This is a genomic window from Sphingomonas lacunae, assembly GCF_012979535.1.
GTDB lineage: Bacteria > Pseudomonadota > Alphaproteobacteria > Sphingomonadales > Sphingomonadaceae > Sphingopyxis > Sphingopyxis lacunae.
Window position 1 is genome coordinate 1,188,835 of sequence record NZ_CP053015.1, and the last position, 20,722, is coordinate 1,209,556.

The 20,722-nt window shown below is 63.0% G+C and carries 23 protein-coding genes; 7 read left to right on the forward strand and 16 right to left on the reverse strand.

The window, feature by feature from the left end:
- Positions 1 to 45: 45 nt before the first annotated feature.
- The 3 genes from GV829_RS05660 to leuC all read right to left on the reverse strand — a co-directional run bounded on the left by GV829_RS05660 (position 46) and on the right by leuC (position 3,193).
- On the reverse strand, positions 46 to 1,047 hold the full coding sequence (locus GV829_RS05660; RefSeq protein ID WP_169944755.1) for an NADPH:quinone oxidoreductase family protein: 1,002 nt from the start codon (positions 1,045 to 1,047) through the stop codon (positions 46 to 48).
- A gap of 125 nt (positions 1,048 to 1,172) precedes the next feature.
- Positions 1,173 to 1,766 carry a 3-isopropylmalate dehydratase small subunit gene (gene leuD / locus GV829_RS05665; RefSeq protein ID WP_169944758.1) on the reverse strand — a complete coding sequence of 198 codons (594 nt, stop codon included), beginning with the start codon at positions 1,764 to 1,766 and terminating at the stop codon, positions 1,173 to 1,175.
- Positions 1,766 to 3,193: a 3-isopropylmalate dehydratase large subunit gene (gene leuC / locus GV829_RS05670; RefSeq protein ID WP_169944760.1), complete on the reverse strand. Its 1,428-nt coding sequence runs from the start codon at positions 3,191 to 3,193 to the stop codon at positions 1,766 to 1,768. Before leuC ends, leuD begins: the two co-directional genes overlap by 1 nt.
- A 128-nt stretch (positions 3,194 to 3,321) precedes the next feature.
- Between leuC and GV829_RS05675 the strand changes: the two genes are divergently transcribed.
- Positions 3,322 to 3,834, forward strand: coding sequence for a sterol desaturase family protein (locus tag GV829_RS05675; protein WP_169944763.1), 513 nt, complete (start codon positions 3,322 to 3,324; stop codon positions 3,832 to 3,834).
- Between the two features lie 72 nt (positions 3,835 to 3,906).
- Here the strand turns inward: GV829_RS05675 and GV829_RS05680 are convergent, their stop codons facing one another.
- From GV829_RS05680 to GV829_RS05705, 6 genes are all read right to left on the reverse strand, one after another.
- On the reverse strand, positions 3,907 to 4,293 hold the full coding sequence (locus GV829_RS05680; protein WP_169944765.1) for a VOC family protein: 387 nt from the start codon (positions 4,291 to 4,293) through the stop codon (positions 3,907 to 3,909).
- A gap of 46 nt (positions 4,294 to 4,339) precedes the next feature.
- Positions 4,340 to 5,023, reverse strand: coding sequence for a glutathione S-transferase family protein (locus tag GV829_RS05685; RefSeq protein WP_169944767.1), 684 nt, complete (start codon positions 5,021 to 5,023; stop codon positions 4,340 to 4,342).
- A gap of 25 nt (positions 5,024 to 5,048) precedes the next feature.
- The gene (locus GV829_RS05690) at positions 5,049 to 5,597 is read right to left on the reverse strand and encodes a glutathione peroxidase (protein WP_169944769.1); all 549 of its coding nucleotides are present in this window, start codon (positions 5,595 to 5,597) and stop codon (positions 5,049 to 5,051) included.
- A 112-nt stretch (positions 5,598 to 5,709) separates the two neighbouring features.
- Entirely contained in the window at positions 5,710 to 6,345 is a 636-nt protein-coding gene (locus tag GV829_RS05695) for a CoA transferase subunit B (RefSeq protein ID WP_169944771.1), read from the reverse strand.
- 20 nt (positions 6,346 to 6,365) lie between these two features.
- Positions 6,366 to 7,403: a hypothetical protein gene (locus GV829_RS05700; protein WP_169944773.1), complete on the reverse strand. Its 1,038-nt coding sequence runs from the start codon at positions 7,401 to 7,403 to the stop codon at positions 6,366 to 6,368.
- Positions 7,403 to 8,110, reverse strand: coding sequence for a CoA transferase subunit A (locus tag GV829_RS05705; protein WP_169944775.1), 708 nt, complete (start codon positions 8,108 to 8,110; stop codon positions 7,403 to 7,405). The genes GV829_RS05700 and GV829_RS05705 overlap by 1 nt, the downstream gene beginning before the upstream one ends.
- A 220-nt stretch (positions 8,111 to 8,330) precedes the next feature.
- On the opposite strand from GV829_RS05705, the gene GV829_RS05710 reads away from it, so the two are divergent.
- The gene (locus GV829_RS05710) at positions 8,331 to 9,140 is read left to right on the forward strand and encodes a universal stress protein (RefSeq protein WP_169944777.1); all 810 of its coding nucleotides are present in this window, start codon (positions 8,331 to 8,333) and stop codon (positions 9,138 to 9,140) included.
- A 22-nt stretch (positions 9,141 to 9,162) separates the two neighbouring features.
- Here the strand turns inward: GV829_RS05710 and GV829_RS05715 are convergent, their stop codons facing one another.
- Both GV829_RS05715 and GV829_RS05720 read right to left on the reverse strand, forming a co-directional pair.
- Entirely contained in the window at positions 9,163 to 9,828 is a 666-nt protein-coding gene (locus GV829_RS05715) for an HAD-IA family hydrolase (protein ID WP_169944779.1), read from the reverse strand.
- 88 nt (positions 9,829 to 9,916) lie between these two features.
- Entirely contained in the window at positions 9,917 to 10,828 is a 912-nt protein-coding gene (locus GV829_RS05720; RefSeq protein ID WP_425505445.1) for an SMP-30/gluconolactonase/LRE family protein, read from the reverse strand.
- Between the two features lie 122 nt (positions 10,829 to 10,950).
- Between GV829_RS05720 and GV829_RS05725 the strand changes: the two genes are divergently transcribed.
- The 4 genes from GV829_RS05725 (at position 10,951) to GV829_RS05740 (ending at position 13,826) form a co-directional block, all read left to right on the forward strand.
- Positions 10,951 to 12,387, forward strand: a complete 1,437-nt coding sequence (locus GV829_RS05725; RefSeq protein ID WP_169944783.1) for an NAD-dependent succinate-semialdehyde dehydrogenase — start codon at positions 10,951 to 10,953, stop codon at positions 12,385 to 12,387.
- A gap of 5 nt (positions 12,388 to 12,392) precedes the next feature.
- Positions 12,393 to 12,983 carry a Crp/Fnr family transcriptional regulator gene (locus GV829_RS05730; RefSeq protein WP_169944785.1) on the forward strand — a complete coding sequence of 197 codons (591 nt, stop codon included), beginning with the start codon at positions 12,393 to 12,395 and terminating at the stop codon, positions 12,981 to 12,983.
- Between the two features lie 72 nt (positions 12,984 to 13,055).
- Positions 13,056 to 13,244, forward strand: a complete 189-nt coding sequence (locus GV829_RS05735) for a YgaP family membrane protein (RefSeq protein WP_169944787.1) — start codon at positions 13,056 to 13,058, stop codon at positions 13,242 to 13,244.
- A gap of 228 nt (positions 13,245 to 13,472) precedes the next feature.
- Positions 13,473 to 13,826 carry a YbaN family protein gene (locus GV829_RS05740; protein WP_169944789.1) on the forward strand — a complete coding sequence of 118 codons (354 nt, stop codon included), beginning with the start codon at positions 13,473 to 13,475 and terminating at the stop codon, positions 13,824 to 13,826.
- Between the two features lie 9 nt (positions 13,827 to 13,835).
- On the opposite strand, the gene GV829_RS05745 is transcribed toward GV829_RS05740, so the two are convergent.
- Positions 13,836 to 14,687, reverse strand: coding sequence for a dienelactone hydrolase family protein (locus GV829_RS05745; RefSeq protein WP_246203074.1), 852 nt, complete (start codon positions 14,685 to 14,687; stop codon positions 13,836 to 13,838).
- Between the two features lie 37 nt (positions 14,688 to 14,724).
- On the opposite strand from GV829_RS05745, the gene GV829_RS05750 reads away from it, so the two are divergent.
- On the forward strand, positions 14,725 to 16,401 hold the full coding sequence (locus tag GV829_RS05750; protein ID WP_169944791.1) for a thiamine pyrophosphate-binding protein: 1,677 nt from the start codon (positions 14,725 to 14,727) through the stop codon (positions 16,399 to 16,401).
- 70 nt (positions 16,402 to 16,471) lie between these two features.
- Here the strand turns inward: GV829_RS05750 and GV829_RS05755 are convergent, their stop codons facing one another.
- The 4 genes from GV829_RS05755 to hisS form a co-directional block, all read right to left on the reverse strand.
- Positions 16,472 to 17,287, reverse strand: a complete 816-nt coding sequence (locus tag GV829_RS05755) for a DUF4167 domain-containing protein (protein ID WP_169944793.1) — start codon at positions 17,285 to 17,287, stop codon at positions 16,472 to 16,474.
- A gap of 229 nt (positions 17,288 to 17,516) precedes the next feature.
- The gene (gene prmC / locus GV829_RS05760; protein WP_169944795.1) at positions 17,517 to 18,341 is read right to left on the reverse strand and encodes a peptide chain release factor N(5)-glutamine methyltransferase; all 825 of its coding nucleotides are present in this window, start codon (positions 18,339 to 18,341) and stop codon (positions 17,517 to 17,519) included.
- A complete protein-coding gene (prfA, locus tag GV829_RS05765) occupies positions 18,338 to 19,414 on the reverse strand; it encodes a peptide chain release factor 1 (RefSeq protein ID WP_169944797.1) in 1,077 nt (358 codons plus the stop codon). Before prfA ends, prmC begins: the two co-directional genes overlap by 4 nt.
- The gene (hisS, locus tag GV829_RS05770) at positions 19,411 to 20,694 is read right to left on the reverse strand and encodes a histidine--tRNA ligase (RefSeq protein WP_169944799.1); all 1,284 of its coding nucleotides are present in this window, start codon (positions 20,692 to 20,694) and stop codon (positions 19,411 to 19,413) included. Before hisS ends, prfA begins: the two co-directional genes overlap by 4 nt.
- Between the last annotated feature and the right edge of the window lie 28 nt (positions 20,695 to 20,722).

A 20,722-nucleotide genomic window follows, 5' to 3' on the forward strand; every position in this document is an offset into this window, starting at 1 on the left:
GAAGCTGGCCCTGGATTGCTTCGCTCCGCTCGCAATGACGGGACCTTATTCCCCGATGGTCACGACCAACTTGCCGACCGCCTTGCGGTCACCCAGCGCGGCAATCGCCTCACCACCGCGCGCCAACGGATAGGTGCCGGTAACGCGCGGCTTGATCTGGCCTGCTTCCCACCATGTGAACAGCTGTGCCACCTCTTCCCGGTTGCGCTCGGGTTCACGGGCAACGAAGGCACCCCAGAACACGCCACATACGTCACAGCTTTTCAGCAGTGTCAGGTTCAGCGGCAGGCGGGCAATGCCGGCCGGGAATCCGACTACCAGGAACCGTCCTTCCCATGCGATAGAGCGCAACGCCGGTTCGGAATAATCGCCCCCCACCGCATCATAGATGACGTCCGCGCCATTGGGGCCAACGGCGGCCTTGAACGCTTCGGCCAACGCCTTTGACTGATCCTTGTCGAACGGTTGCTGCGGATAGATGACGACATCATCCGCACCTGCCTCGCGAGCCACAGCGGCCTTTTCCTCCGACGACACGGCGGCGACAACACGCGCGCCCATTGCCTTGCCGATTTCAACAGCGGCGAGGCCGACGCCACCCGCGGCGCCGAGCACCAGCAAGGTTTCCCCGGCCTTGAGGTGACCACGGTCCTTCAGCGCATGGATCGATGTGCCATAGGTCATCAGCATGGCCGATCCTTCGACAAAGCTGATACTGTCCGGTAGGACATAGGTGTTGCTGGCCCGTGTCTTGACCTTCTCGGCCAGCCCGCCATTGCCGCATCCGGCAATCACCCGGTCGCCGACCTTGAGGTGGGTCACGCCCTCGCCCACGGCGGAGACAATACCCGCCACTTCGCCGCCTGGCGCAAAGGGCCGAGCCGGCTTGAACTGATATTTGTCGACAATGATCAGCGTGTCAGGAAAATTGATTGCGCAGGCGGCAACGTCGATCACCACTTCACCTGCATCCGCGACCGGATCGGGCAGTTCACCAATGGACAGCGTCTCGGGTCCACCCGTTGCGGTCGACAACAATGCTTTCATGAACATCAACTCCCCAAATCCATGCCCCCGGATCGTGTCGAAGGGCTGTTCTGTCTGACAGATTCGCCTTGTCCGCCACTCACCGTGCGGATGCAACCACCATATCCGTCAGTCGGGGTGCCAGGTCACTCCGCCGCCGGCACCAGCCAAGGGTGATCGGCTACGCGCTGCGCCTCATAGCCGCTGATCGCCGCATCCTCGCCCAGCGTAAGGCCGATCTCGTCGAGACCTTCCATCAGGCACATCTTGCGGAACGGATCGATGGCGAATTCAAACCGGTCCTGAAACGGCGTCGTCACCACCTGATGTTCCAGGTCGATGGTGATTGGCTGCTCTTTGGCCACCTCGATCAGCCGGTCGACCGCCTCCTGCGGCAGCACCACGGTCAGCAGGCCGTTCTTGAACGCGTTGCCCGAGAATATGTCCGAAAAGCTCGGCGCAATTACCGCGCGGATGCCCAGGTCATTGATCGCCCAGGCGGCATGTTCACGGCTCGATCCACAGCCAAAATTGTCACCGGCAATCAGGATTGGCGATCCGGCATAGGCGGGGTCGTCAAACACATTGCCAGGCTGTGCCCGCACGCTCTCAAACGCGCCCTTGCCCAGCCCCTCACGGCTCACTGTCTTCAGCCATTCTGCCGAGATGATGACGTCGGTATCGACATTCTTCTGGCCCCAAGGGTAGGCGGAACCGGCGATGGTGGAAACCTTGTTCATCAGTTGAGCTCCCGCACATCTGTCAGCCGACCGGTCACGGCCGCCGCTGCCGCCATGGCTGGTGAAACCAGATGCGTCCGCGCCCCCGGGCCCTGCCGGCCTACGAAGTTGCGGTTTGATGTCGATGCGCTGCGTTCGCCCGGCGGGACCTTGTCGGGGTTCATGCCAAGACAGGCCGAACAGCCCGGCTCACGCCATTCGAGCCCCGCCTCGATGAAGATGCGGTCGAGCCCCTCTTCCTCGGCCTGCCGCTTGACGAGGCCCGATCCGGGGACGACGATCGCCCACTTCACATTGGCGGCCTTGGTCCTGCCTTTCAGCACGGCGGCGGCGGCACGCAGGTCCTCGATGCGGCTGTTGGTGCAGCTGCCGATGAAGATGTTCTGTACCTCGACCTCACGCATGGGCGTGCCTGGTGTCAGGCCCATATAGTCCAGGCTCTTGCGCGCCGCGTCCTGCTTGGACGCATCGGCAAAGCTCTCCGGTGCCGGGACCACGCCGGTGATGGGCACGACATCCTCGGGAGACGTGCCCCAGGTCACACTTGGCGCGATATCGGCGGCGTTGAAATGGACGCTCTTGTCGAATGTCGCCCCGGCATCGGTCACCAGACTGCGCCAATAGGCGACGGCTGCTTCCCACGCCTCCCCCTTGGGGGCCAGCGGCCGGCCCTTGAGATAGGCAAAGGTCTTGTCGTCCGGTGCGATCAGGCCGGCGCGGGCGCCCGCCTCGATCGCCATGTTACTGACCGTCAACCTGCCTTCGATGCTCAGCGCCTCGATGGTACTGCCGCGAAATTCGATCACATGGCCAGTGCCGCCGGCGGTACCGATGGCGCCGATCACGTGGAGGATCAGGTCCTTGGCGGTGACGCCCGGACCCAATTCGCCATCGACGCGCACTTCCATCGTCTTGGACGGGGTCAGCCACAGGGTCTGCGTGCCCAGCACATGCTCGACCTCGCTGGTGCCGATACCAAACGCCAGCGCGCCGAGCGCGCCATGAGCCGCCGTGTGGCTGTCGCCACAGACCATCGTCAGGCCGGGCAGGGTGAATCCCTGTTCGGGGCCAACCACATGGACAATGCCCTGCCGCGCGTCGACCGCGTCGATATAGGGCACGCCGAATTCAGCGACATTGGTCTCCAGCGCTGCCAGCTGTGCCGCGCTTTCCGGGTCGGCTATCGGCAGGCGGGCGCCAGCCGCGTCGATCCGCGCGGTCGTCGGCAGATTATGATCAGGCACCGCCAGCGTCAGATCGGGCCGGCGGACCTTCCGGCCATTGGCCTTCAGACCTGCAAAGGCCTGCGGGCTGGTCACTTCATGGACCAGATGCCGGTCAATGAAGATCAGGCAGGTGCCGTCGTCACGGCGCGAGACGACATGGGCGTCCCAGATTTTTTGATACAGTGTTTGTGCTTGGGTCATGGCGAAAATTGCCTAGGCAGGCTTGTCAGCGAAAACAAGCGTCTGTTGATGCTCTTTCGCGATCAAATCTGCCTGTCCGGTCTGCGGTCAATCTGGCCCCGCGCGGCGAAAGCGGCTATGCTGTCGGCATGTCGATACTCAGCATCATCGCGATTGTCCTTGTCACCATTGCCGCGATGGAGGGCGTGGCCTGGTCCAGCCACAAATATATCATGCATGGCTGGGGCTGGGGCTGGCACCGCGATCATCATGAACGGCACGACGGCATGTTTGAAAAGAATGATCTTTACGCCTTGGTTGGTGCCGCGATGAGCATCTCGATGTTTGCCATCGGCAGCCCGATGATCATGGGCTCTGCCGCATGGGAGGCCGGGACGTGGATTGGCCTTGGCATCCTTTTTTACGGTATCCTCTACACGCTGGCGCATGACGGCCTCGTCCATCAACGCTATTTCCGTTGGGTGCCGAAATCGGGCTATGCCAAGCGGCTGGTGCAGGCGCACAAGCTGCATCACGCCACCCAGAGCAAGGAAGGCGGGGTCAGCTTCGGTTTCCTCTTCGCCCGCTCGCCTGATGCGCTCAAGGCCGATCTCAGGCGTCAGGTGGAACAGGGAAAGGCGACCTTGCGGGACGCTGGCTGACCGGGCCAGCCCTGGTCCTCAACGTCGCGGCAGATGGCGACGCTGTCTTTGCCGCCGCAGTCAGTGCCGCGCTCAGCCGCCCGCCTGCTTCAGGCTGAGGTTGTTGCCTTCGGGGTCGTTGAACCAGGCGATCATCGTGCCGCTGCCGGGGTCGGTCCACACGCCATCTGGATCCTGACCAAAGCCTTCATAGATCTCGAACGTGAGGCCCTTGGCCTTCAGTTCGGCGATGGCCGTGCGAATGTCAGTCACATCCCAACCCATGACAGTGTGCGGGCCAGCCACATGATCGGCAATACTGGTCAGCCGCATTTCAGTGCCGGCCAGGTCATAGGTCACCGAATATTCGTCCTCGCCCACCTCATTGAGGCCAAGGGTGCCAGTGTAAAACGCCCTGGCGGTCTCCCGGTTGCCAGTCAGGATGAAGGTAACGGCCTTGGCATTGGTCAGGATGGTCATGGCTGGTCTCCCCGCGCAATGTGCGCGGGCTGCAGCCTATCATGGTTCACGCCTTGCGATAATCGGCAATGATCCGCCCTGCCGCGGCCAGTTCCGCCTCATGGCTGTCCTCGCGCCAGCTTTCCGCCAGCGCTTCATCTTCCCACTGCCGCATCGCGGGCAGGGCCAGCATCATTTCGACCCACGCCTGTCCGGCTTGGCCGACGTCCAGCCCATAGGTGCGTACCCGATAGGCGACGGGAGCAAAAAAGGCATCCACCGCTGTGAACCTCTCCCCGGCAAGGAAAGGGCCGCCAAAGCGCGACAAGCCTTCGCCCCACAATTCGGCCAGCCTGGCAATATCCTTGGCCAGCGCAGCGCCGGGGGTATAGGGTTCAACCCGCACGCCGACATTCATCGTGCAGGCATTGCGCAGGACGGCGAATCCCGCATGCATCTCCGCCGTCGCGCACATTGCCCAGCCCCGTGCATCGACCGCCTCGGGCCACACCGCCGGATAGCGGTCGGCGAGATAGAGGGTGATACCCAGCGAATCCCAGATCGTCCGCTCGCCGTCAATCAGCGCCGGCACCTGGCCGGTGGGGGAAAAGGCACGAAAGGCGTCATAATTGACCGGCGCGGCAAAGGGCTGAACGTCATCGACAAAGGGGATGTCCAGCGTCCTCATCAGCACCCACGGGCGCAGCGACCAGCTCGAATAATTGCGGTTGGCCGTAATCAGTCTGAGCATGGTCCCTGCCTTTCCTCGGGTCGGATTATTTCGCCAGTTCGGCCTCGATAGCCGCGACGATCGCCGCATCATCAGGCGCCAGCGTCGGGGCAAAGCGTGCCACCACGGCGCCGTTGCGGTCGATCAGAAACTTCTCGAAATTCCAAAGCACTTCGGGGTCGGCGGTCGGCGTCATGCCAAACCCGCGCAGCCGCTCGCGAAAGCCGTCGGCATCGCCGGTCTTGCCTGGTACTGCGCTGGTCAGCGCGGCATAGAGCGGATGCTTGCCCTCGCCGGTCACGACGATCTTGGAAAACATCGGAAAGCTGACCGAGAAGTTCGTCCGGCAGAATTCGGCAATCTCGTCATTGCTGCCCGGCTCCTGCGCGCCAAAATCATTGGCGGGAAAGCCCAGAACGGCAAAGCCCTTGTCGGCATAGGTTGCGTGCAGCTTTTCCAGCGCCTCATATTGCGGCGTCAGGCCGCATTTCGACGCGACATTGACCAACAGCCGTACCTTGCCGCCATGGTCGGCAAGGCTGGCCGGCTCGCCGCTTATCGTGTGGAGGGGAATCGCTTCAATCGCGCTGGTCATCGCTTGGCTCCTCGGTTGCAGGCTATCGCTTTGTGCGGGCCTCTTATGCCAATATGGGAAGCCGTGACAGCGAAACGACCTGTCACTCTTTGCCATCCCTCGGGGAAAGCACTCAGGTCACATAATGCGCCGTTGTCTTGGCGGCGATTTCGTCGGCGGTCACACCGGGAGCGATCTCGACCAGCCGGAACGGGCTGTCATGGTCAGGCCGCTGGAACACGGCGAGATCGGTGATGATCATGTCGACGACATTCTTGCCGGTCAGCGGCAACGTGCACGCCGGGATGAACTTGGGGCTGCCGTCCTTGGCGCAATGCTCCATGACGACGATGATCTTCTTGACCCCTGCCACCAGGTCCATCGCACCGCCCATGCCCTTGATCATCTTGCCGGGCACCATCCAGTTGGCGATGTCGCCATTTTCGGCGACCTCCATCGCGCCCAGCACGGTCAGGTCAATATGACCGCCCCGGATCATCGCAAAGCTGGCGGCGCTGTCGAAATAGGCGCTCTGCGGCAGTTCGCTGATCGTCTGCTTGCCAGCATTGATCAGGTCGGCATCCTCTTCGCCCGCATAGGGAAAGGGGCCGATACCCAACATGCCATTTTCCGACTGTAACGTCACTTCGACACCGTCGGGAATATGATTGGCGACCAGCGTCGGGATACCGATGCCCAGATTGACGTAATATCCGTCCTGCAATTCCTTTGCCGCGCGTGCGGCCATCTCGTCTCGGGTCCAGGGCATGATGACCTCTTGTGGCTTGTTCAGGGTTGGGTGGAGACTGGCGCGGCAGCCGCAGCCAGCGGTTGGGGAGCAAGAAACCATCCGGCGCCGATCATGCTGTCGCTCTGGATCGGCAGGTCGGGGTTGCGCAGATAATCGTATAATTCGTCAAAATCGGCCTTGCGGTCGCCGGCAATGGCCAGAATGCAGTGGGTCTCGGCTATGGTCTTTCGCCGTTCCTGCTTGCGTTCACTGACAGTGCGGGTGAGCACGATGGTGTCGGCGCCACTCCTGTCGAGACCGCTGCTGCGCAGCATGCCGGCGATCGCATCGAACCGGTCAAAAGGCTGGCTGGTCATCCAGATGACGGCGATGTCGCGCTGGCGCAGTTGTTCCAGTCCTTCGGACAGCCCGCCAGGGGCCACCACACCGCTGGCCATATCCGCCGTCGCCAGATTCAGGCCAGCGCCTGTGCCATCGTCCAGATCGATGATCACGGCAGGGGGAAGAAACCCGCATGGCAGCATCCGCATCAAGCCGTTGAGCGGCGGACCCGCCAGCATCACGGTTTCCTGTATCTGTCCCGCTTCGCGCCGCTCGGCCTGTTGCAGCGCAAAGCGGATGAAGTCGTCATAGGGCTGGTCGCCGCGCGGCGCATAGACAGGCAAGCGGTTGCGGATCTCGGCGAGCATCGTCTCGATCGGCGCCGCTTCGCCGGGCAGCGCATTGGCGTGTGCGGCCGCTGGCGCGGTTGTTGCAACGGTGGAGGGGACGGCTGGCGGCAACGGCACGGCCATGCCGAGCGGACTGGCGCTGACTGTCCCCATGGCCATCGGTGGTGGAGGCGCCTCGCTGATCGGTGGCGGCAACGTATCTGCCGGGAGTGGCAATGTCGCAGCCGCGGTTCCTGCGCTGGCAGCCGGCGGGTCGGGCAGCACCTCGACGGTTGGCCTGTTCTCGCGGGTCACTTCCTGGCGTGCGACCGCCCCGGCGGCGACCAGCGGCAGGGCCGCCGCGACACAGCCCGACACCAATGGCGCCGCCGCGCCAGCCAAGAGGATGGCGGCCCAACGAGGCATCAGGCTGGCACCTTCTCCCGCGTCGTCCGGAACTCGATCTTCTTGTCATAGGGCGCGCCGACAATCATGCGCTGCACATAGACACCCGGCAGGTGGATGGCGTCGGGATCAAGGCTGCCGACCGGCACAATCTCCTCGACTTCGACAATGCAGACCTTGCCACAGGTCGCCGCCGGCAGGTTGAAATTGCGCGCGGTCTTGCGGAACTGCAAATTGCCGGTCTCGTCCGCCCGCCACGCCTTGACGATGGCGAGGTCGGCAAAGATGCCGCGTTCGAGGATATAATCCTGTCCGTCGAACCGCTTCACTTCCTTGCCGTCGGCCACCAGGGTGCCGACGCCGGTCCTGGTATAAAAACCCGGAATGCCCGCGCCGCCTGCCCGCATCCGCTCGGCCAGCGTCCCTTGCGGGCAGAATTCGACTTCCAGCTCGCCTGCCAGATATTGCCGCTCGAACTCCTTGTTCTCGCCGACATAGGAAGAGATCATCTTTTTGATTTGGCGGGTGCGCAGCAACTTGCCCAAGCCTTCCCCGTCAATGCCGGCATTGTTACTGGCGACGGTCAGCCCCTTGACCCCGCTGGCGACAATCGCGTCAATCAACCGCTCGGGGATTCCGCACAGGCCAAAACCGCCGGCAGCGATCAGCATGTCGTCTTTCAGCAAACCGTCGAGTGCGGCGGCGGCATCGGGGAAGAGCTTTTTCATGGCATGGCCCTCTGTTGGGGATGATCGCATCTTCAATAGGCGGGCTCTGACCATGTCGCAAGGAAAGTTGAACGGCGATTCAACTTTGTCCTGCCAAAGCCAAGCGCGTGAATAGGTCAAAAAAGGGGCCGATTGATCCAAATCATGGGAACCCGCTGAAATCTCGCGCACTCTTCCGTCATTCCGGAGCGAAAGGCCCGGTTCTGGCAGGAGAAAACAGATGCGCTCGATTCTCGTTCACGCCGACGGACACAATGCCAATGAAGGACGGTTGCAGTCCGCACTTGATCTGTGCCGTGCCGTGCAGGGTCATGTCACCTTGCACATCAACACGCCGCTACAGCGTTTTGTCGCCATGGACCCATTCGGCGGGGTCTTCCTTTCGGCCGATGCCATTGCCGACGCCCAGGCGCATGATGCCCAGCTGGTTGATCGTTTCGCCGAACGGCTGGGGCATGAAGATGTCAGCTGGAACATTGAAACCAGCTCGGGCGAACTGGTCGACGGTCTGACCAGCTCGGCCCGGCTCGCTGACCTGATCATCGTTTCGCTGCCTGCCACCGGGGAAACAAGTGCCGGCACCGCCGCCCCGGTCGGGGGCATTGCGGTGTCTGCTCGTTGCCCGGTGCTGGCACTGCCAGCGGCCGCCGCCCGTTTCCCTGTCGAAGGAAAGGTGATGGTTTGCTGGGACGGCGGTCATGAATCCGCCAATGCCTTGCGCGCGGCCATTCCGCTGCTCGCCCTTGCTTCCCGTGTTGATGTCGTCACGGTCACCGAAAAGTCGGATGGATTCCCCTCAACCCAGGCGCTCCGGTACCTGTCGAATTACGGCATTCATGCCGAGCTGCATGAACGTGAGCGGCAACAACTCAGCATCGAAGAGGTTCTCGACAATGCCGCTGCCGAGCTTGGCAGTGACTGGCTTGTGCTTGGGGCCTATGGCCACAGCCGCTTGCGTGAAACCCTGTTCGGCGGCGTCACCCGCTTCTTCATCGAATCGGGTAATCGGCCCTTGCTGCTCGCGCATTGATGCGCCCCGCCGGTCGCCGGCTTCAATCCAGCGGCCAGCCCGGCGTCAGCCCCAGCACCGCGCCAAGGTCGGCCAGCGCCTGTTCGCCGCTGGTTACCTTGATTGCGTGCATTCCCAGTTGTGACGCCGGCTTGCAGTTGATGCCCAGGTCATCGAGATAGATGCATTGCGCTGGCTCCAGGCCCAGAGTCTCGCACATCATCAGGTATATGCGCGGGTCGGGCTTGCGTACGCCGGCCTTGCTCGATTCGATGACATGTTCGAACCGGGCGAAAATCTGCTCCAGCTCGTCGCGTGCATCATGGCTCCGTGCCATGCCCGCGCCATGGCCGGATGGCACATTGTTGGTGATGCAGGCGAGGCGGTAGCCATCGCCCTTGAGCCGGTCGAGTGCCGTCACCATCGCCGGTCGCACCGCCCCGGCCAGCACCGCCAGCACCGCGCTGCCTTCCAGTGCATGGCCCAGCGCCTGGGCTTCCTCGGCAAACATCCGGTCGAATGTCGCCGGGTCGATCTCGGCCCGCTCGAACAGAGCCCATGCATTGCCGTCGGGATTGGCCGCATTGACGCTGCGGATGAAATCCCTTGGCAGCCCCCGCTCCGCCTCCAACCGGTTGAACGCCTCGAACGGGGAGGAGGTGATGACCCCGCCGAAATCGAAAATCACAGCCTTGAACCGGTCTCTCATGCGCGCTTGTCCTTCCGTGCGGGCCTGTCTGCCGCCGGTGCGCCATGGCCTTGCGGCCATGGCTTGTCACCTCTTTGCCCCGTGAAAATCAGTATTGCAGCTTCAGCCCCGGCCGGGCCCAGTCGATCGCCGCCAGCCGCCCGCTGCCGGACAGCGTGACATAGGCGGCCTTCCGGTCAGGCCCGCCCCAACAGATGTTGGTGGTGAAGATATCGTCGGTTTCGACAAATTCGACCAGTTCGCCTTCGGGAGAAATGACCGAAATGCCGCATTCGCCGATCGTCGCGACACAGATGTTGCCGCACTCCTCGACCCCCAGCGAATCAAAGAATTTGTAGCCTGCCGGACGATAGACCGGGATGCCCGGCCCGCCCGGTCCCGCCGCATCATCCACCTTGCCCGGCGCGATGACGTTGAATTTCATCAACCGGCATGTGTAGGTTTCGGCGGCATAAAGGCTCTTGCCGTCAGGAGACAGGCCGACGCCATTGGGGTTGTTCGACGGAAAGATCACTTCTTCAAGGAAGCTGCCATCCGCCTTGGCATAGAAAATGCCCACAATGTCATGCGCCCGCGCCGCATAGTCGACCTTGCCATGGTCGGTGAACCAGAAGCCGCCATGCTCGTCGAACACGATGTCGTTCGGTCCGCGCAACGTACAGCCGAAATCACCGCTTTTGTAGAGGATCTCGACCTCGCCCGTGGCAATGTCGATCCGCTCGATCCGCCCGCCCGAATAGTCCGATGCAATGCCGTGTGGCGCCAGATAGCCGCCCGCCTCGTTCCAGTTGAACCCGCCATTGTTGCAACAATAGAGCTTGCCGTCCGGCCCCATCGCCAGGCCGTTGGGCCCGCCACCGGGCTTGGCCACCACGCTCTTGGTGCCATCGGGTGCGACGCGGGTGATCTGCCCGCGCTCGATTTCGGTCAGGATGACACTGCCATCGGGCATTGCCACCGGCCCTTCGGGAAAACGCAATCCGTCGGTGATGATCCGCATGTTGGCCATAATCAAATCTTCCCTCTCCATTCGTCCTGAGCCTGTCGAAGGACCGTCTTTTCTTGTAGAGACAGCCTAAGTGAAGCCCGTTGCCTCGACAAGCTGACAGGAGTGACTCCCCGATGACCACCGCCTATTCCGCCGATCTTGCCCTGTTCATCGACGGCGCCTGGCAATCGGGTGAGGGGCGCGATGCCCTCCCGGTACTCAATCCCGCGACTGCCCAGACCATCGCCGACCTGCCAAAGGCCAGCGCCGATGATCTTGCGGCCGCGCTTGCCGCCGCCGAACGCGCCTTTCCGCTATGGCGTGCCACCGATGTCGACACACGCGCCACCATCCTGCGCAAGACCGCTGAGCTGTTACGACAGCGCGCCGAAGAGATCGCCGTGATGATGACGATGGAGCAGGGCAAGCCCATCGCCGAATCCCGCAGCGAGGTCGTGGGCAGCGCCCAGCTCTTCGAATGGTGTGCGGAGGAAGCCCGCCGCATGTATGGCCGGACCCTCGTCCGGCCAACAGGGGCGCGCTCAATGGTGCTGCAACAACCGGTCGGACCGGTGGCGTTGTTCACGCCCTGGAACTTCCCGCTCTACCTTATGGCAAAGAAGGTCGCCGCCGCGCTCGCCGTCGGCTGTTCGGTCATTGCCAAGCCGGCGGAGGAAACGCCCGGCTGCACCACCGCGCTGATGCGTTGCCTCGCCGATGCCGGCCTGCCGGCCGGTGTTGCCCAGCTGGTCTTTGGTGATCCGGCGATGATCTCCTCGACGCTGATTGCCTCGCCGGCCATCCGCAAGATCAGCTTCACCGGCTCGACCGTGGTGGGCAAGCATCTGATGCGACTGTGTGCCGACAATGTCACCCAATCGACGATGGAATTGGGCGGCCATGCCCCGGTGCTGATCTTTGCCGATTGTGACCTTGAAAAGACGCTCGATCTCGTCGTGCCGCAAAAATTCCGCAATGCCGGGCAGGTGTGCGTCTCGCCGACCCGCTTCCTCGTCGAAGCGCCGGTCCACGATGCCTTCGTTCGGGGCTTTGCCGAACGAACCGCCGGCGTCACCATCGGCAACGGGCTTGATGCCGCTTCCAAAATGGGTCCGCTCGCCAATGCCCGCCGCCCTGATGCGGTTGCCGCCCTTGTCGAAGATGCCGTGGCCAAGGGCGCGAATCTTGCCGTCGGCGGCGCTCGCGAAAATGGGCCCGGCAATTTCTATCGGCCAACGCTGCTCGCTGGTGTCCCCGATGCTGCCGACATCATGCGCGTCGAACCGTTCGGCCCGGTCGCCGTCACCCGCCCGTTCGAAACTTTTGACGAGGCGATCCACATCGCCAATTCCACCCCCTTCGGCCTTGCCGCTTTTGCTTTCACCGAAAATGGCCGCCGCGCGAATCTGTTGGGGGATGCGCTGGAGGCCGGCATGGTTGGCATCAATGGCTTTGGCATTTCGGTGGCCGATGCACCGTTCGGTGGTGTCAAACAATCCGGCTTTGGCAGCGAAGGCGGCCAGGAAGGTCTCGCCAGCTATTGCGTGACCAAGGCTGTGCACCAGGTCTGACCATCATGGCGCAGCCATCCCTCAGCGTCCCCGCGGGCACCATAATGTTCCGGCCGGACGATCCCTGCAGCGGCTATGTCGTGGTCCGGTCCGGGTCGATCCGCGTGGTGCTCACCGCTGAGAACGGCCGTGAAATCGTCCTTTATCGCGTCCGTCCCGGGGATGTCTGCCTGCAGACGTTCAGCTGCCTGGTCGACCATCGCCATTATTCGGCGGAAGGGATCGCCGAAACCGATCTGGAGGCGGATATCATCCCGCCGCCGGAATTCGATCGTCGGATGGCCGATGACGCGGCCTTCCGTAATCAGCTGTTTGCGGCGGTGGCCCAACGCTTTGCCGATCTGGAACAGTTGGTGGAGGATGTCGCCCTGACCGGCTTTGAAGCGCGACTGGCCCGGCTGTTGCTCAGGCTGGCCGACCCTGCCGGTCGCGTCGAGGCGACTCATGAATCGCTGGCGGCAGAGGCCGGTTCTGGCCGTGCCGTCGTAACGCGCCAGCTCGGTCGCTTTGCCCGCGACGGGCTGGTCAGCATGACCCGCGGCCAGTTGCAGATTCTGGATCGCGCAGCCCTCGAAATTTTATCGCATGAAATGTGACTTGGTCACCGACAGGGGCATCGGCAAAGCCTAGGCAGGGTCAGTCAACATCTGTTGGAAAGGACCTTAGTCATGCCCCGCAACGAAGGAACCATCGACCGCGCCCTGCGCGTCATTCTCGGCCTCGTCCTGATCGCCCTTGTCTTTGTCGGCCCGCAAACCGTCTGGGGCTGGATTGGCGTCGTGCCGCTGCTTACCGGCCTCGTCGGCTTTTGCCCGCTCTATCGGCTGGTCGGTATCAACACCTGCCCGACGCGCTGATCACACAATGTCCTGCTTCCCCTGGCAAGGCAGGGGGCCATCTCCTGTTCTGGCGTTGCCTCAGCGGCGCAAGTGCAAACCGGTCTGACGCCTGCTGATCTGTTCGCTCGGCCGGCGGATACGGCAGGTGATGGGCTCCTGCCTTTGCAGGATTGCAGCATCAGGCCCATAGCCAGCGTGGCTCGCTTGCCCTAGGACGGCAGGCATGGCTCGCGGCAGGCTCTCCGCATGACACCGTTGATCTGGCGCATTGCCGGACTGGCGGCGCTCGCGCTTGGCGCGCTTGGCGCCTTTCTGCCGCTGCTGCCAACGGTCCCGTTGGTTATCCTCGCCGCCTTTTGTTTCGCCAGGGGGCAGCCCGCTTGGGAAGCGCGCTTGGTTGCTGATCCGCGTTTTGGCCCCCACATCCAGCGTTGGCGGGAAAGGGGCGCGGTTAGCCGCAAGGGCAAGGTCGCAGCCACCGTCGCCTTCGCCGTCAGCAGCGCCGTTTCGGTCGTTGCGGCGCCTTGGCCCTGGTTGCTCGCAACGCCCATTGCCGCGGTGGTCTGCCTCAGCTGGTTGTGGACCCGGCCCGAGGCCTAGGTTGCGAGCCTAGTCCTTGAGCCGCATCCGGAAAAAGTCGAGGATCTCGTCGATCGCTTGCCGCGTCGGCTGACCTGCCTCGTCGATCAGGTGCAGTGTCACCACCGAATGCGGATTCTTGTACGGCGTATCCGGATTGGCGGCGCTGTCGGGCAGCACCTTCCCTTCGAACCGGTCGCCCAGCGCCGCGGCAAAGGCGGCAAAGCGTTCGGCGCGGCAGAAAGAATCCCCGTCAAAGCGATAGGCTTTGACCGTCAGATCCTCAGCCACCATCCGCGCCCTGATCGCGGTCATCTCGTCAGCTGATATGTGTGTTCCACCTTTCCGGAACAGCGGCAACGAAGGCTGCGCCATCACCGGCGCCAGCACCGCCGGTTCAAGCATCATCGCCAGGGCGAAATTGCCGGTAAAGCACATGCCGATGGTCCCTACGCCCTTGCCGCCGCATTCGCTGTGGGCCTGTGCCGCCAGCGCCCGCAGCCATTGCGTGATCGGTCCGGCTGCAAGCGCGCGGAACTGACGGCTGACACAGCCCTTCGCAAGCTCCTTGACCGCATAAAGCGCCGTGGGTGGCTCGCCATCCTTGCCGAACAGGTGCGGCATATAGACGGTGAAGCCGGCGTCGCGCACCCATCGGGCAAAGCGTGCCACATGCGGGCTGATTCCGGGCATTTCGGTCATCACCACCACTGCCGGGCCGCTTCCGCCCACATAAACACGCCGAGTTTCGCCCAGCAGCGTCAACACGCGCCGGTCAAAATCCTCCAGCGTGTCGCGCTGATCCAATGGCCGTTGCCCCATGTTGCCGCTCTCCCCGCCCCATTCCGTTGCCTTGTTTCGGTCAGCATGACAGGCGCGCATCTTTCGTCAATCGGCAACAGGCGTTAGGACAGGGGGTATGACCACATCGCTTCATCCCCGCACCGGCGGCCGCCTCCTCGTCGATCAGCTCGTCATCCAGGGGTGTGACCGCATCTTCACCGTTCCCGGTGAGAGCTTTCTCGCCGTCCTCGACGCGCTGCATGATGTGCCTGCCATCGACACCGTCGTCTGCCGTCAGGAAGGGGGCGTGGCCTTCATGGCCTGTGCCGATGGTGCGATGACCGGCCGCCCCGGCATTGCCTTTGTCACGCGCGGTCCCGGCGCGACCAATGCCAGCATTGGTGTTCATGTCGCCATGCAGGATTCGCAGCCGATGATCCTGTTCATCGGCGATGTCGACCGGTCGATGCGCGACCGTGAAGGGTTTCAGGAGGTCGACTTTCAGGCGATGTTTTCGCCCCTGTGCAAATGGGCGGCACGGATCGACAGTGCCGAACGGATTCCCGAATATGTCGCCCGCGCCTATGCCACCGCCATGGCCGGGCGCCCCGGTCCGGTCGTTCTGGCCCTGCCCGAAGACATGTTGCTCGATGAAGTGGCGGTCCGCGACCGGCCCTATGTCACCCCGCCTGAACAGGATCCCGATGGGGAGGCAATGCAGGTGTTCATGGACCTGCTCAAGGATGCGACCGACCCCATCGCCATTGTCGGCGGCGCGGGCTGGAATTTGGGCGCGTCGCACTATTGGTCACAATTCGCTACCCGCGTTGGCTTGCCGACAGCCGCGGCTTTCCGCCGCCAGGATGCGCTCGACAATGATTGCCCGGTCTATGCCGGCAATCTCGGCTATGGGCCCAATCCGAAATTGCTCGATCGCATCCGCTCCGCCGATCTGATCATTGCGGTCGGGGCGCGCTTGGGTGAAGCGACGACGGATGGCTACAGCCTGATCACTCCTGATCATCCCGGCCAGACGCTGGTCCATGTCCATCCTGACCCGGTGGAGCTCAACAGTGTCTATCGCACCGATCTGCCTATCTGTGCCTACCCCTATGAGTTCGCCGAAATGGCGGCGCTGTGGCTCGACGACATCATCCCCTTCGATGCCGGGCGAGCCGCGCATGAGGAATGGCGGGCATGGAATGCCGTCACCCCCTTTGCCGATACGCCGCTGGATCTCGGCCCTTGCGTCGCGGCGATGCAGGCGGCGCTGCCGGCGGATACGATTATCTGCAACGGCGCGGGCAATTATTCGGGCTGGTGGCATCGCCACTGGCGTTACGCGGGGCCGGTCTGCCAGTTGGCACCGACCGCCGGCGCGATGGGCTATGGTGTGCCGGCCGCTATCGCCGCTGCCCGTCGCTGGCCCGACCGCACCGTGGTTGCGCTCGCTGGTGACGGGGACTTCCTGATGAACGGACAGGAACTGGCGACGGCTGTCCAATATGGCGTCAACCTGCTGGTCGTCGTCGTCGACAATGCCTCCTATGGCACCATCCGTATGCACCAGGAGCGGGAATTTCCTCATCGCCTGTCGGCGACGACGTTGGTCAACCCGGATTTCGCGGCGCTCGCAAGGGCTTATGGTGGCTGGGCGACCACGGTGGAACGCACTGACCAGTTCGCTCCGGCGCTTGCAGACGCCATGGCGCAAAAGGGGCTGCGGCTGCTCCATCTCAAGACCGATGTCGAACGCATCAGCAATGCGACAACGATCAGTGCAATGCACGCCAAAAGATCAGGAAAAGCCTGATATTACAGTGACTTGGTAAAATGTAGAGCTGTGCCGGGTCGCTCTAGTTGGGCCTCTACCTCATCCCGGATCAGCCTGAAACAGCCTCGCCCTCGCTGGTCGCCGCATCGGCCTTGCGCGGACGTCCCCGCCGCTTGGGCGCAGGCGCTGCCTCTTCGGCCCCGGCTGCGGCCTCCTTCACCTCGTCCCGCATCGGTTCAACGCCGATCGCCGGCGGCAGCACGGCAATGTCGATACCGACGGCAGCATCATCTTCGCGCTCGGGGCGCTCCCGGCGATTGCGGCGCGGCCGCTCTTCGCGGTCGCTTCGTTCAGCACGTTCCCCGCGCTCGGGCCGTTCCTGACGTTCGGCCCGCTGGCCGTCCTCCTCTGCCCGTTCGTCGCGCTCAGCCCGCTCGCGGCGCGGTTCGCGCTGGCGGTTGTCGCGGTCACGGCCCTCACGATTACCGTCACGCTCGCGTCCTTCGCGTCCACGATCACGGTTGCGGGGCGCCCGGCCGATCTGATCGATCGCGTCCAGCGTGTCATCGCCGTCCTCGGCCTCATTGCCCTGGCCGTCGCTGTCGTCCTGCTGTCGGTCGCCACGCTCCGCGTCACGGTCTTCGTACCGGGCGCGCTGTTCTTCCTGACGCTGGCGTGTGTCAGACAGGACGCGGAAATAATGGTCGGCGAACTGCAGATAATATTCGGTCATCACCCGGTCGCCGGCCAGCTGGGCATCGCGCGCCATGTTGCGATATTTTTCGAGCAGTTGCGCGGCATTGCCACGAGCACGGCTATCGATCCGGTTGCCCTGATCGATATTGCGGTTGCCGCCGCTCATGCCGCCCTGCGGACGTTGGTTGTTGTTACGACCGCGACGGCGCCCGTTCTGACGATTGTTCATCGACACTCATCAATCCTTGAAGAAATTGCTCTGCCTGCCCCGTCTCGCCTCTTGCGCGTGCGGCCTGTTAAGCCCTGTGTTCGCGCTGGGCCTTGAGACCGCAGGCGATGGGCATTGTGCCGCATGGGATCGTGATGCTTGGTGGCCGATCGTCTGTAGGGAGAGCGCTGGGCCAGCTTTTGCGATACCAGCCCTATACGGCTGCTTGCGCAAATCCAAGCAAAAAACGTCAGGGCTGCTGACACAAAATAGCGCGATCCCGTCCAGCCAGATCGCTGCGACATTTAACGCGCAATCCTTCTAGCTCGGCCAATGCACTCACAGCGTCACGTTGGCCGGCGCCAATTTCGACCACGGCCAGCCCGTCGGGAGTCAGCAAGGGCGGGAGCATCGGCAGGATACGCCGGTACTCGTCCAGCCCCTCCGGCCCGGCGAACAGAGCCCCGGCAGGCTCGAAATCGGCCACTTGCCGGTCGAGCATCGTGTCACTCTCGACATAGGGCGGGTTGCACAGGATCAGGTCGAATACGCCGCCCAGCCCGGTCGCCCAATCGCCTGTCCGAAACACCGCGCGGTCGTCCAGTCCCAGAGACGCCGCATTGGCCCGCGCATAGTCGAGCGCCACATCCGATGCATCAATCCCAAGCCCATGTGCCTCGGGCAATTCGCTCAGCACCGCCAGCAACAGCGTCCCCGGCCCGGTACCCAGATCGAGGATGCGCAGCGGCGCTCTCCGCTCAGGAAAATGCGCCAGCGCCGCCTCGATCAAGGTTTCGCTATCTGGCCGGGGTATCAGAACGCCGGGGCCGACAGCCAGACGGATCGTCCAGAAATCCCGATAACCGATGATATAGGCAACTGGTTCATGCGCCATGCGCCGTTCGACCATCGCGGCAAATCCATCGGGTATCGGCAACCTGTCACCGTCCAGCAGCAACCGATCACGCTCAATGCCAAGGGCGTGGGCCATCAAAAGTTCGGCATCGAGCCGCGCGGTGTCACTGACATCGGCCAAACGGGTTGATGCCGCAACGATCGCGGCGCGCACGCTCATTCCTCACCCACTGCCGCTAGCCGTTCAGCCTCATCCTCGGCAATCAGTGCGCCGATCAATTCGTCCATCGCGCCCTCCAGGATTTCCGGCAGGCGGTGCAGGGTCAGGTTGATACGATGATCTGTGACCCGCCCCTGAGGAAAATTATAGGTGCGTATCCGTTCCGATCGGTCACCGGAACCGACCATTGCCTTGCGTTCGCCCGCCCGTTCCGCGGCGATGCTCTCGCGCTGCACTTCATACAGCCGAGCGCGCAGGACCTGCATGGCCTTTTCCTTGTTCTTGTGCTGGCTGCGGCCATCCTGACAGGTTACAACGGTTCCCGAAGGCAAATGGGTGATACGCACAGCGCTGTCGGTCGTATTGACATGCTGACCGCCCGCCCCCGACGCGCGATAGACGTCGATCTTCAAGTCGCCTTCATTGATCTGAACATCAACTTCTGTCGCTTCCGGCAGAACCGCGACCGTTGCCGCGCTCGTATGGATCCGCCCCCCAGCCTCCGTGACCGGAACCCGTTGCACGCGATGCACACCGCTTTCGAACTTCAACCGAGCGAATACACCGCTACCGCTGACGCTAGCGACGACTTCCTTGAAGCCACCCACGTCCGACGCAGACTCGGAAACAATCTCGACCCGCCAGCCCTGGCTTTCCGAATATTTCGAGTACATGCGCAGCAGATCGCCGGCGAACAAGGCTGCTTCGTCTCCGCCGGTGCCAGCGCGGATTTCGAGCATCGCTGACCGTTCATCGGCTGCATCGCGGGGGAGCAGGGCGATCGCCAGCGCATGCTCGGATTCAGCAAGCGCAGCGCGTGTTGCTGCCATTTCGTCCTCGGCCATTGCCTTGAGTTCTGCATCGCTACCGCAAGCCATTTCCTCAAGGGACGCAGCCTCGCTGCGCAGGCGGGCCACTTCGGCCGCAGCCTTCACCACCGGCTCTAACTCAGCATAGTCTTTCGACGCTGCGACGAACGCCGGCCCTTCGAGATTGCCCGAAGCCATTCGTGCTGCGAGCTCCTCATGCCTCGCTGCAATCTGCGCAATGCGTTCGTCCGAGATCCGGGTCATGGGGCCAAGCGTATAGTGAGGCTGATCCGTTCGAACGCGGCCTGAATGTCTGCTGCGAGGTCCGTCTCAGCTTTGATGACCCGCAATCCTTGGGTTTTCACTCCATCTCGGACATCCAGCGAAATCGCGGTCAGGGGGTTCAGTGCCATTGCGCGGCTGTACCGCTTTTTGGCAGACCCCGAAGCAACGAGCTCGGCGGCAAATCCCGCCTGTCGAAGCTGTGCCGCCAGCGCAACAGCCTCGCCGGTGCGCTCATCATTTTCGGACACGACTGCAACTTGCACCGGATTGGTGGGGACTTCCTCCAACAGCATCGCCAGTCGCTCGATCCCGGCGGCCCAGCCCACTGCCGGCGTTGCCGGACCGCCCATCGTTTCGACCAGCCCATCGTAGCGCCCGCCGCCCAATATGGTCGATTGGCTGCCAAGCTTGTCTGCGACCACGCTACCCGCATCAGGCACAAACTCGAACGCGGTGTGGCGGTAATAATCCATGCCGCGCACCAGCCGCGGTGCGGCTACCCATGCCACACCTGCCGCTGCAAGACCTGTCCTGACCTCCTCGTAGAAGCGCCCGGCTTCGTCGGTCAGAAACGTCTCAATTGAGGGTGCAGACTCCGCCGCTGGGCGGTCGCGCGGGTCCTTGCTGTCGAGAATGCGAAGCGGGTTGCGCGCGAGCCGGGCCAGGCTGTCTTCGGAAAGCTCGCCTCGATGCGCTTCGAAATGAGCGACAAGCGCGGCGCGCCATGCTTCACGGCTGACGCTGTCGCCCAGCGTGTTGAGGTGGAGGCTCACCCCCTCGGTGATGCCCAACTCTTTCAGCAGCTGGTCGGCAAAGGCGAGGAGTTCAACGTCGGCGAGCGGGCTTTCACTGCCCAGGACTTCCGCATCGAGCTGGTGGAACTGGCGGTAACGCCCCTTTTGTGGCCGCTCGTACCGGAAAAGGGCTCCATGGGTAGCGACCTTCAGCGGTGCATGTTGTTGCCAGCCGTTGGTAATGTAGGCACGCGCGATTCCCGCTGTGAACTCAGGCCGCAGCGTAACCGAATCGCCGCTGCGGTCTTCAAAGGTGTACATTTCCTTGGAAACGATGTCGGTCGTCTCACCCAATGATCGGGCAAACACTGCGGTGGGCTCGATCACAGGCACTTCTATCCGCTTGAAGCCATAGAGGCGACGGACGCGGTCGAACGTGTCGACGACATGCTGGAAACGGTCCGCCGTCTCACCGATCATGTCTTGGGTGCCGCGAACGGGCTTGGGAGTTTCGATGCGTTTCATGCTGCGGCGCACTAGTGCAAATTTGTCG

Bases quoted from the DNA above. Each gene is read 5' to 3' on its own strand.
- GV829_RS05660 (WP_169944755.1), bottom strand. From the start codon at position 1,047: ATGAAAGCATTGTTGTCGACCGCAACGGGTGGACCCGAGACGCTGTCC.
- leuD (WP_169944758.1), bottom strand. From the start codon at position 1,766: ATGAACAAGGTTTCCACCATCGCCGGTTCCGCCTACCCTTGGGGCCAG.
- leuC (WP_169944760.1), bottom strand. From the start codon at position 3,193: ATGACCCAAGCACAAACACTGTATCAAAAAATCTGGGACGCCCATGTC.
- GV829_RS05675 (WP_169944763.1), top strand. From the start codon at position 3,322: ATGTCGATACTCAGCATCATCGCGATTGTCCTTGTCACCATTGCCGCG.
- GV829_RS05680 (WP_169944765.1), bottom strand. From the start codon at position 4,293: ATGACCATCCTGACCAATGCCAAGGCCGTTACCTTCATCCTGACTGGC.
- GV829_RS05685 (WP_169944767.1), bottom strand. From the start codon at position 5,023: ATGCTCAGACTGATTACGGCCAACCGCAATTATTCGAGCTGGTCGCTG.
- GV829_RS05690 (WP_169944769.1), bottom strand. From the start codon at position 5,597: ATGACCAGCGCGATTGAAGCGATTCCCCTCCACACGATAAGCGGCGAG.
- GV829_RS05695 (WP_169944771.1), bottom strand. From the start codon at position 6,345: ATGCCCTGGACCCGAGACGAGATGGCCGCACGCGCGGCAAAGGAATTG.
- GV829_RS05700 (WP_169944773.1), bottom strand. From the start codon at position 7,403: ATGCCTCGTTGGGCCGCCATCCTCTTGGCTGGCGCGGCGGCGCCATTG.
- GV829_RS05705 (WP_169944775.1), bottom strand. From the start codon at position 8,110: ATGAAAAAGCTCTTCCCCGATGCCGCCGCCGCACTCGACGGTTTGCTG.
- GV829_RS05710 (WP_169944777.1), top strand. From the start codon at position 8,331: ATGCGCTCGATTCTCGTTCACGCCGACGGACACAATGCCAATGAAGGA.
- GV829_RS05715 (WP_169944779.1), bottom strand. From the start codon at position 9,828: ATGAGAGACCGGTTCAAGGCTGTGATTTTCGATTTCGGCGGGGTCATC.
- GV829_RS05720 (WP_425505445.1), bottom strand. From the start codon at position 10,828: ATGCGGATCATCACCGACGGATTGCGTTTTCCCGAAGGGCCGGTGGCA.
- GV829_RS05725 (WP_169944783.1), top strand. From the start codon at position 10,951: ATGACCACCGCCTATTCCGCCGATCTTGCCCTGTTCATCGACGGCGCC.
- GV829_RS05730 (WP_169944785.1), top strand. From the start codon at position 12,393: ATGGCGCAGCCATCCCTCAGCGTCCCCGCGGGCACCATAATGTTCCGG.
- GV829_RS05735 (WP_169944787.1), top strand. From the start codon at position 13,056: ATGCCCCGCAACGAAGGAACCATCGACCGCGCCCTGCGCGTCATTCTC.
- GV829_RS05740 (WP_169944789.1), top strand. From the start codon at position 13,473: ATGACACCGTTGATCTGGCGCATTGCCGGACTGGCGGCGCTCGCGCTT.
- GV829_RS05745 (WP_246203074.1), bottom strand. From the start codon at position 14,687: ATGCGCGCCTGTCATGCTGACCGAAACAAGGCAACGGAATGGGGCGGG.
- GV829_RS05750 (WP_169944791.1), top strand. From the start codon at position 14,725: ATGACCACATCGCTTCATCCCCGCACCGGCGGCCGCCTCCTCGTCGAT.
- GV829_RS05755 (WP_169944793.1), bottom strand. From the start codon at position 17,287: ATGAACAATCGTCAGAACGGGCGCCGTCGCGGTCGTAACAACAACCAA.
- prmC (WP_169944795.1), bottom strand. From the start codon at position 18,341: ATGAGCGTGCGCGCCGCGATCGTTGCGGCATCAACCCGTTTGGCCGAT.
- prfA (WP_169944797.1), bottom strand. From the start codon at position 19,414: ATGACCCGGATCTCGGACGAACGCATTGCGCAGATTGCAGCGAGGCAT.
- hisS (WP_169944799.1), bottom strand. From the start codon at position 20,694: ATGAAACGCATCGAAACTCCCAAGCCCGTTCGCGGCACCCAAGACATG.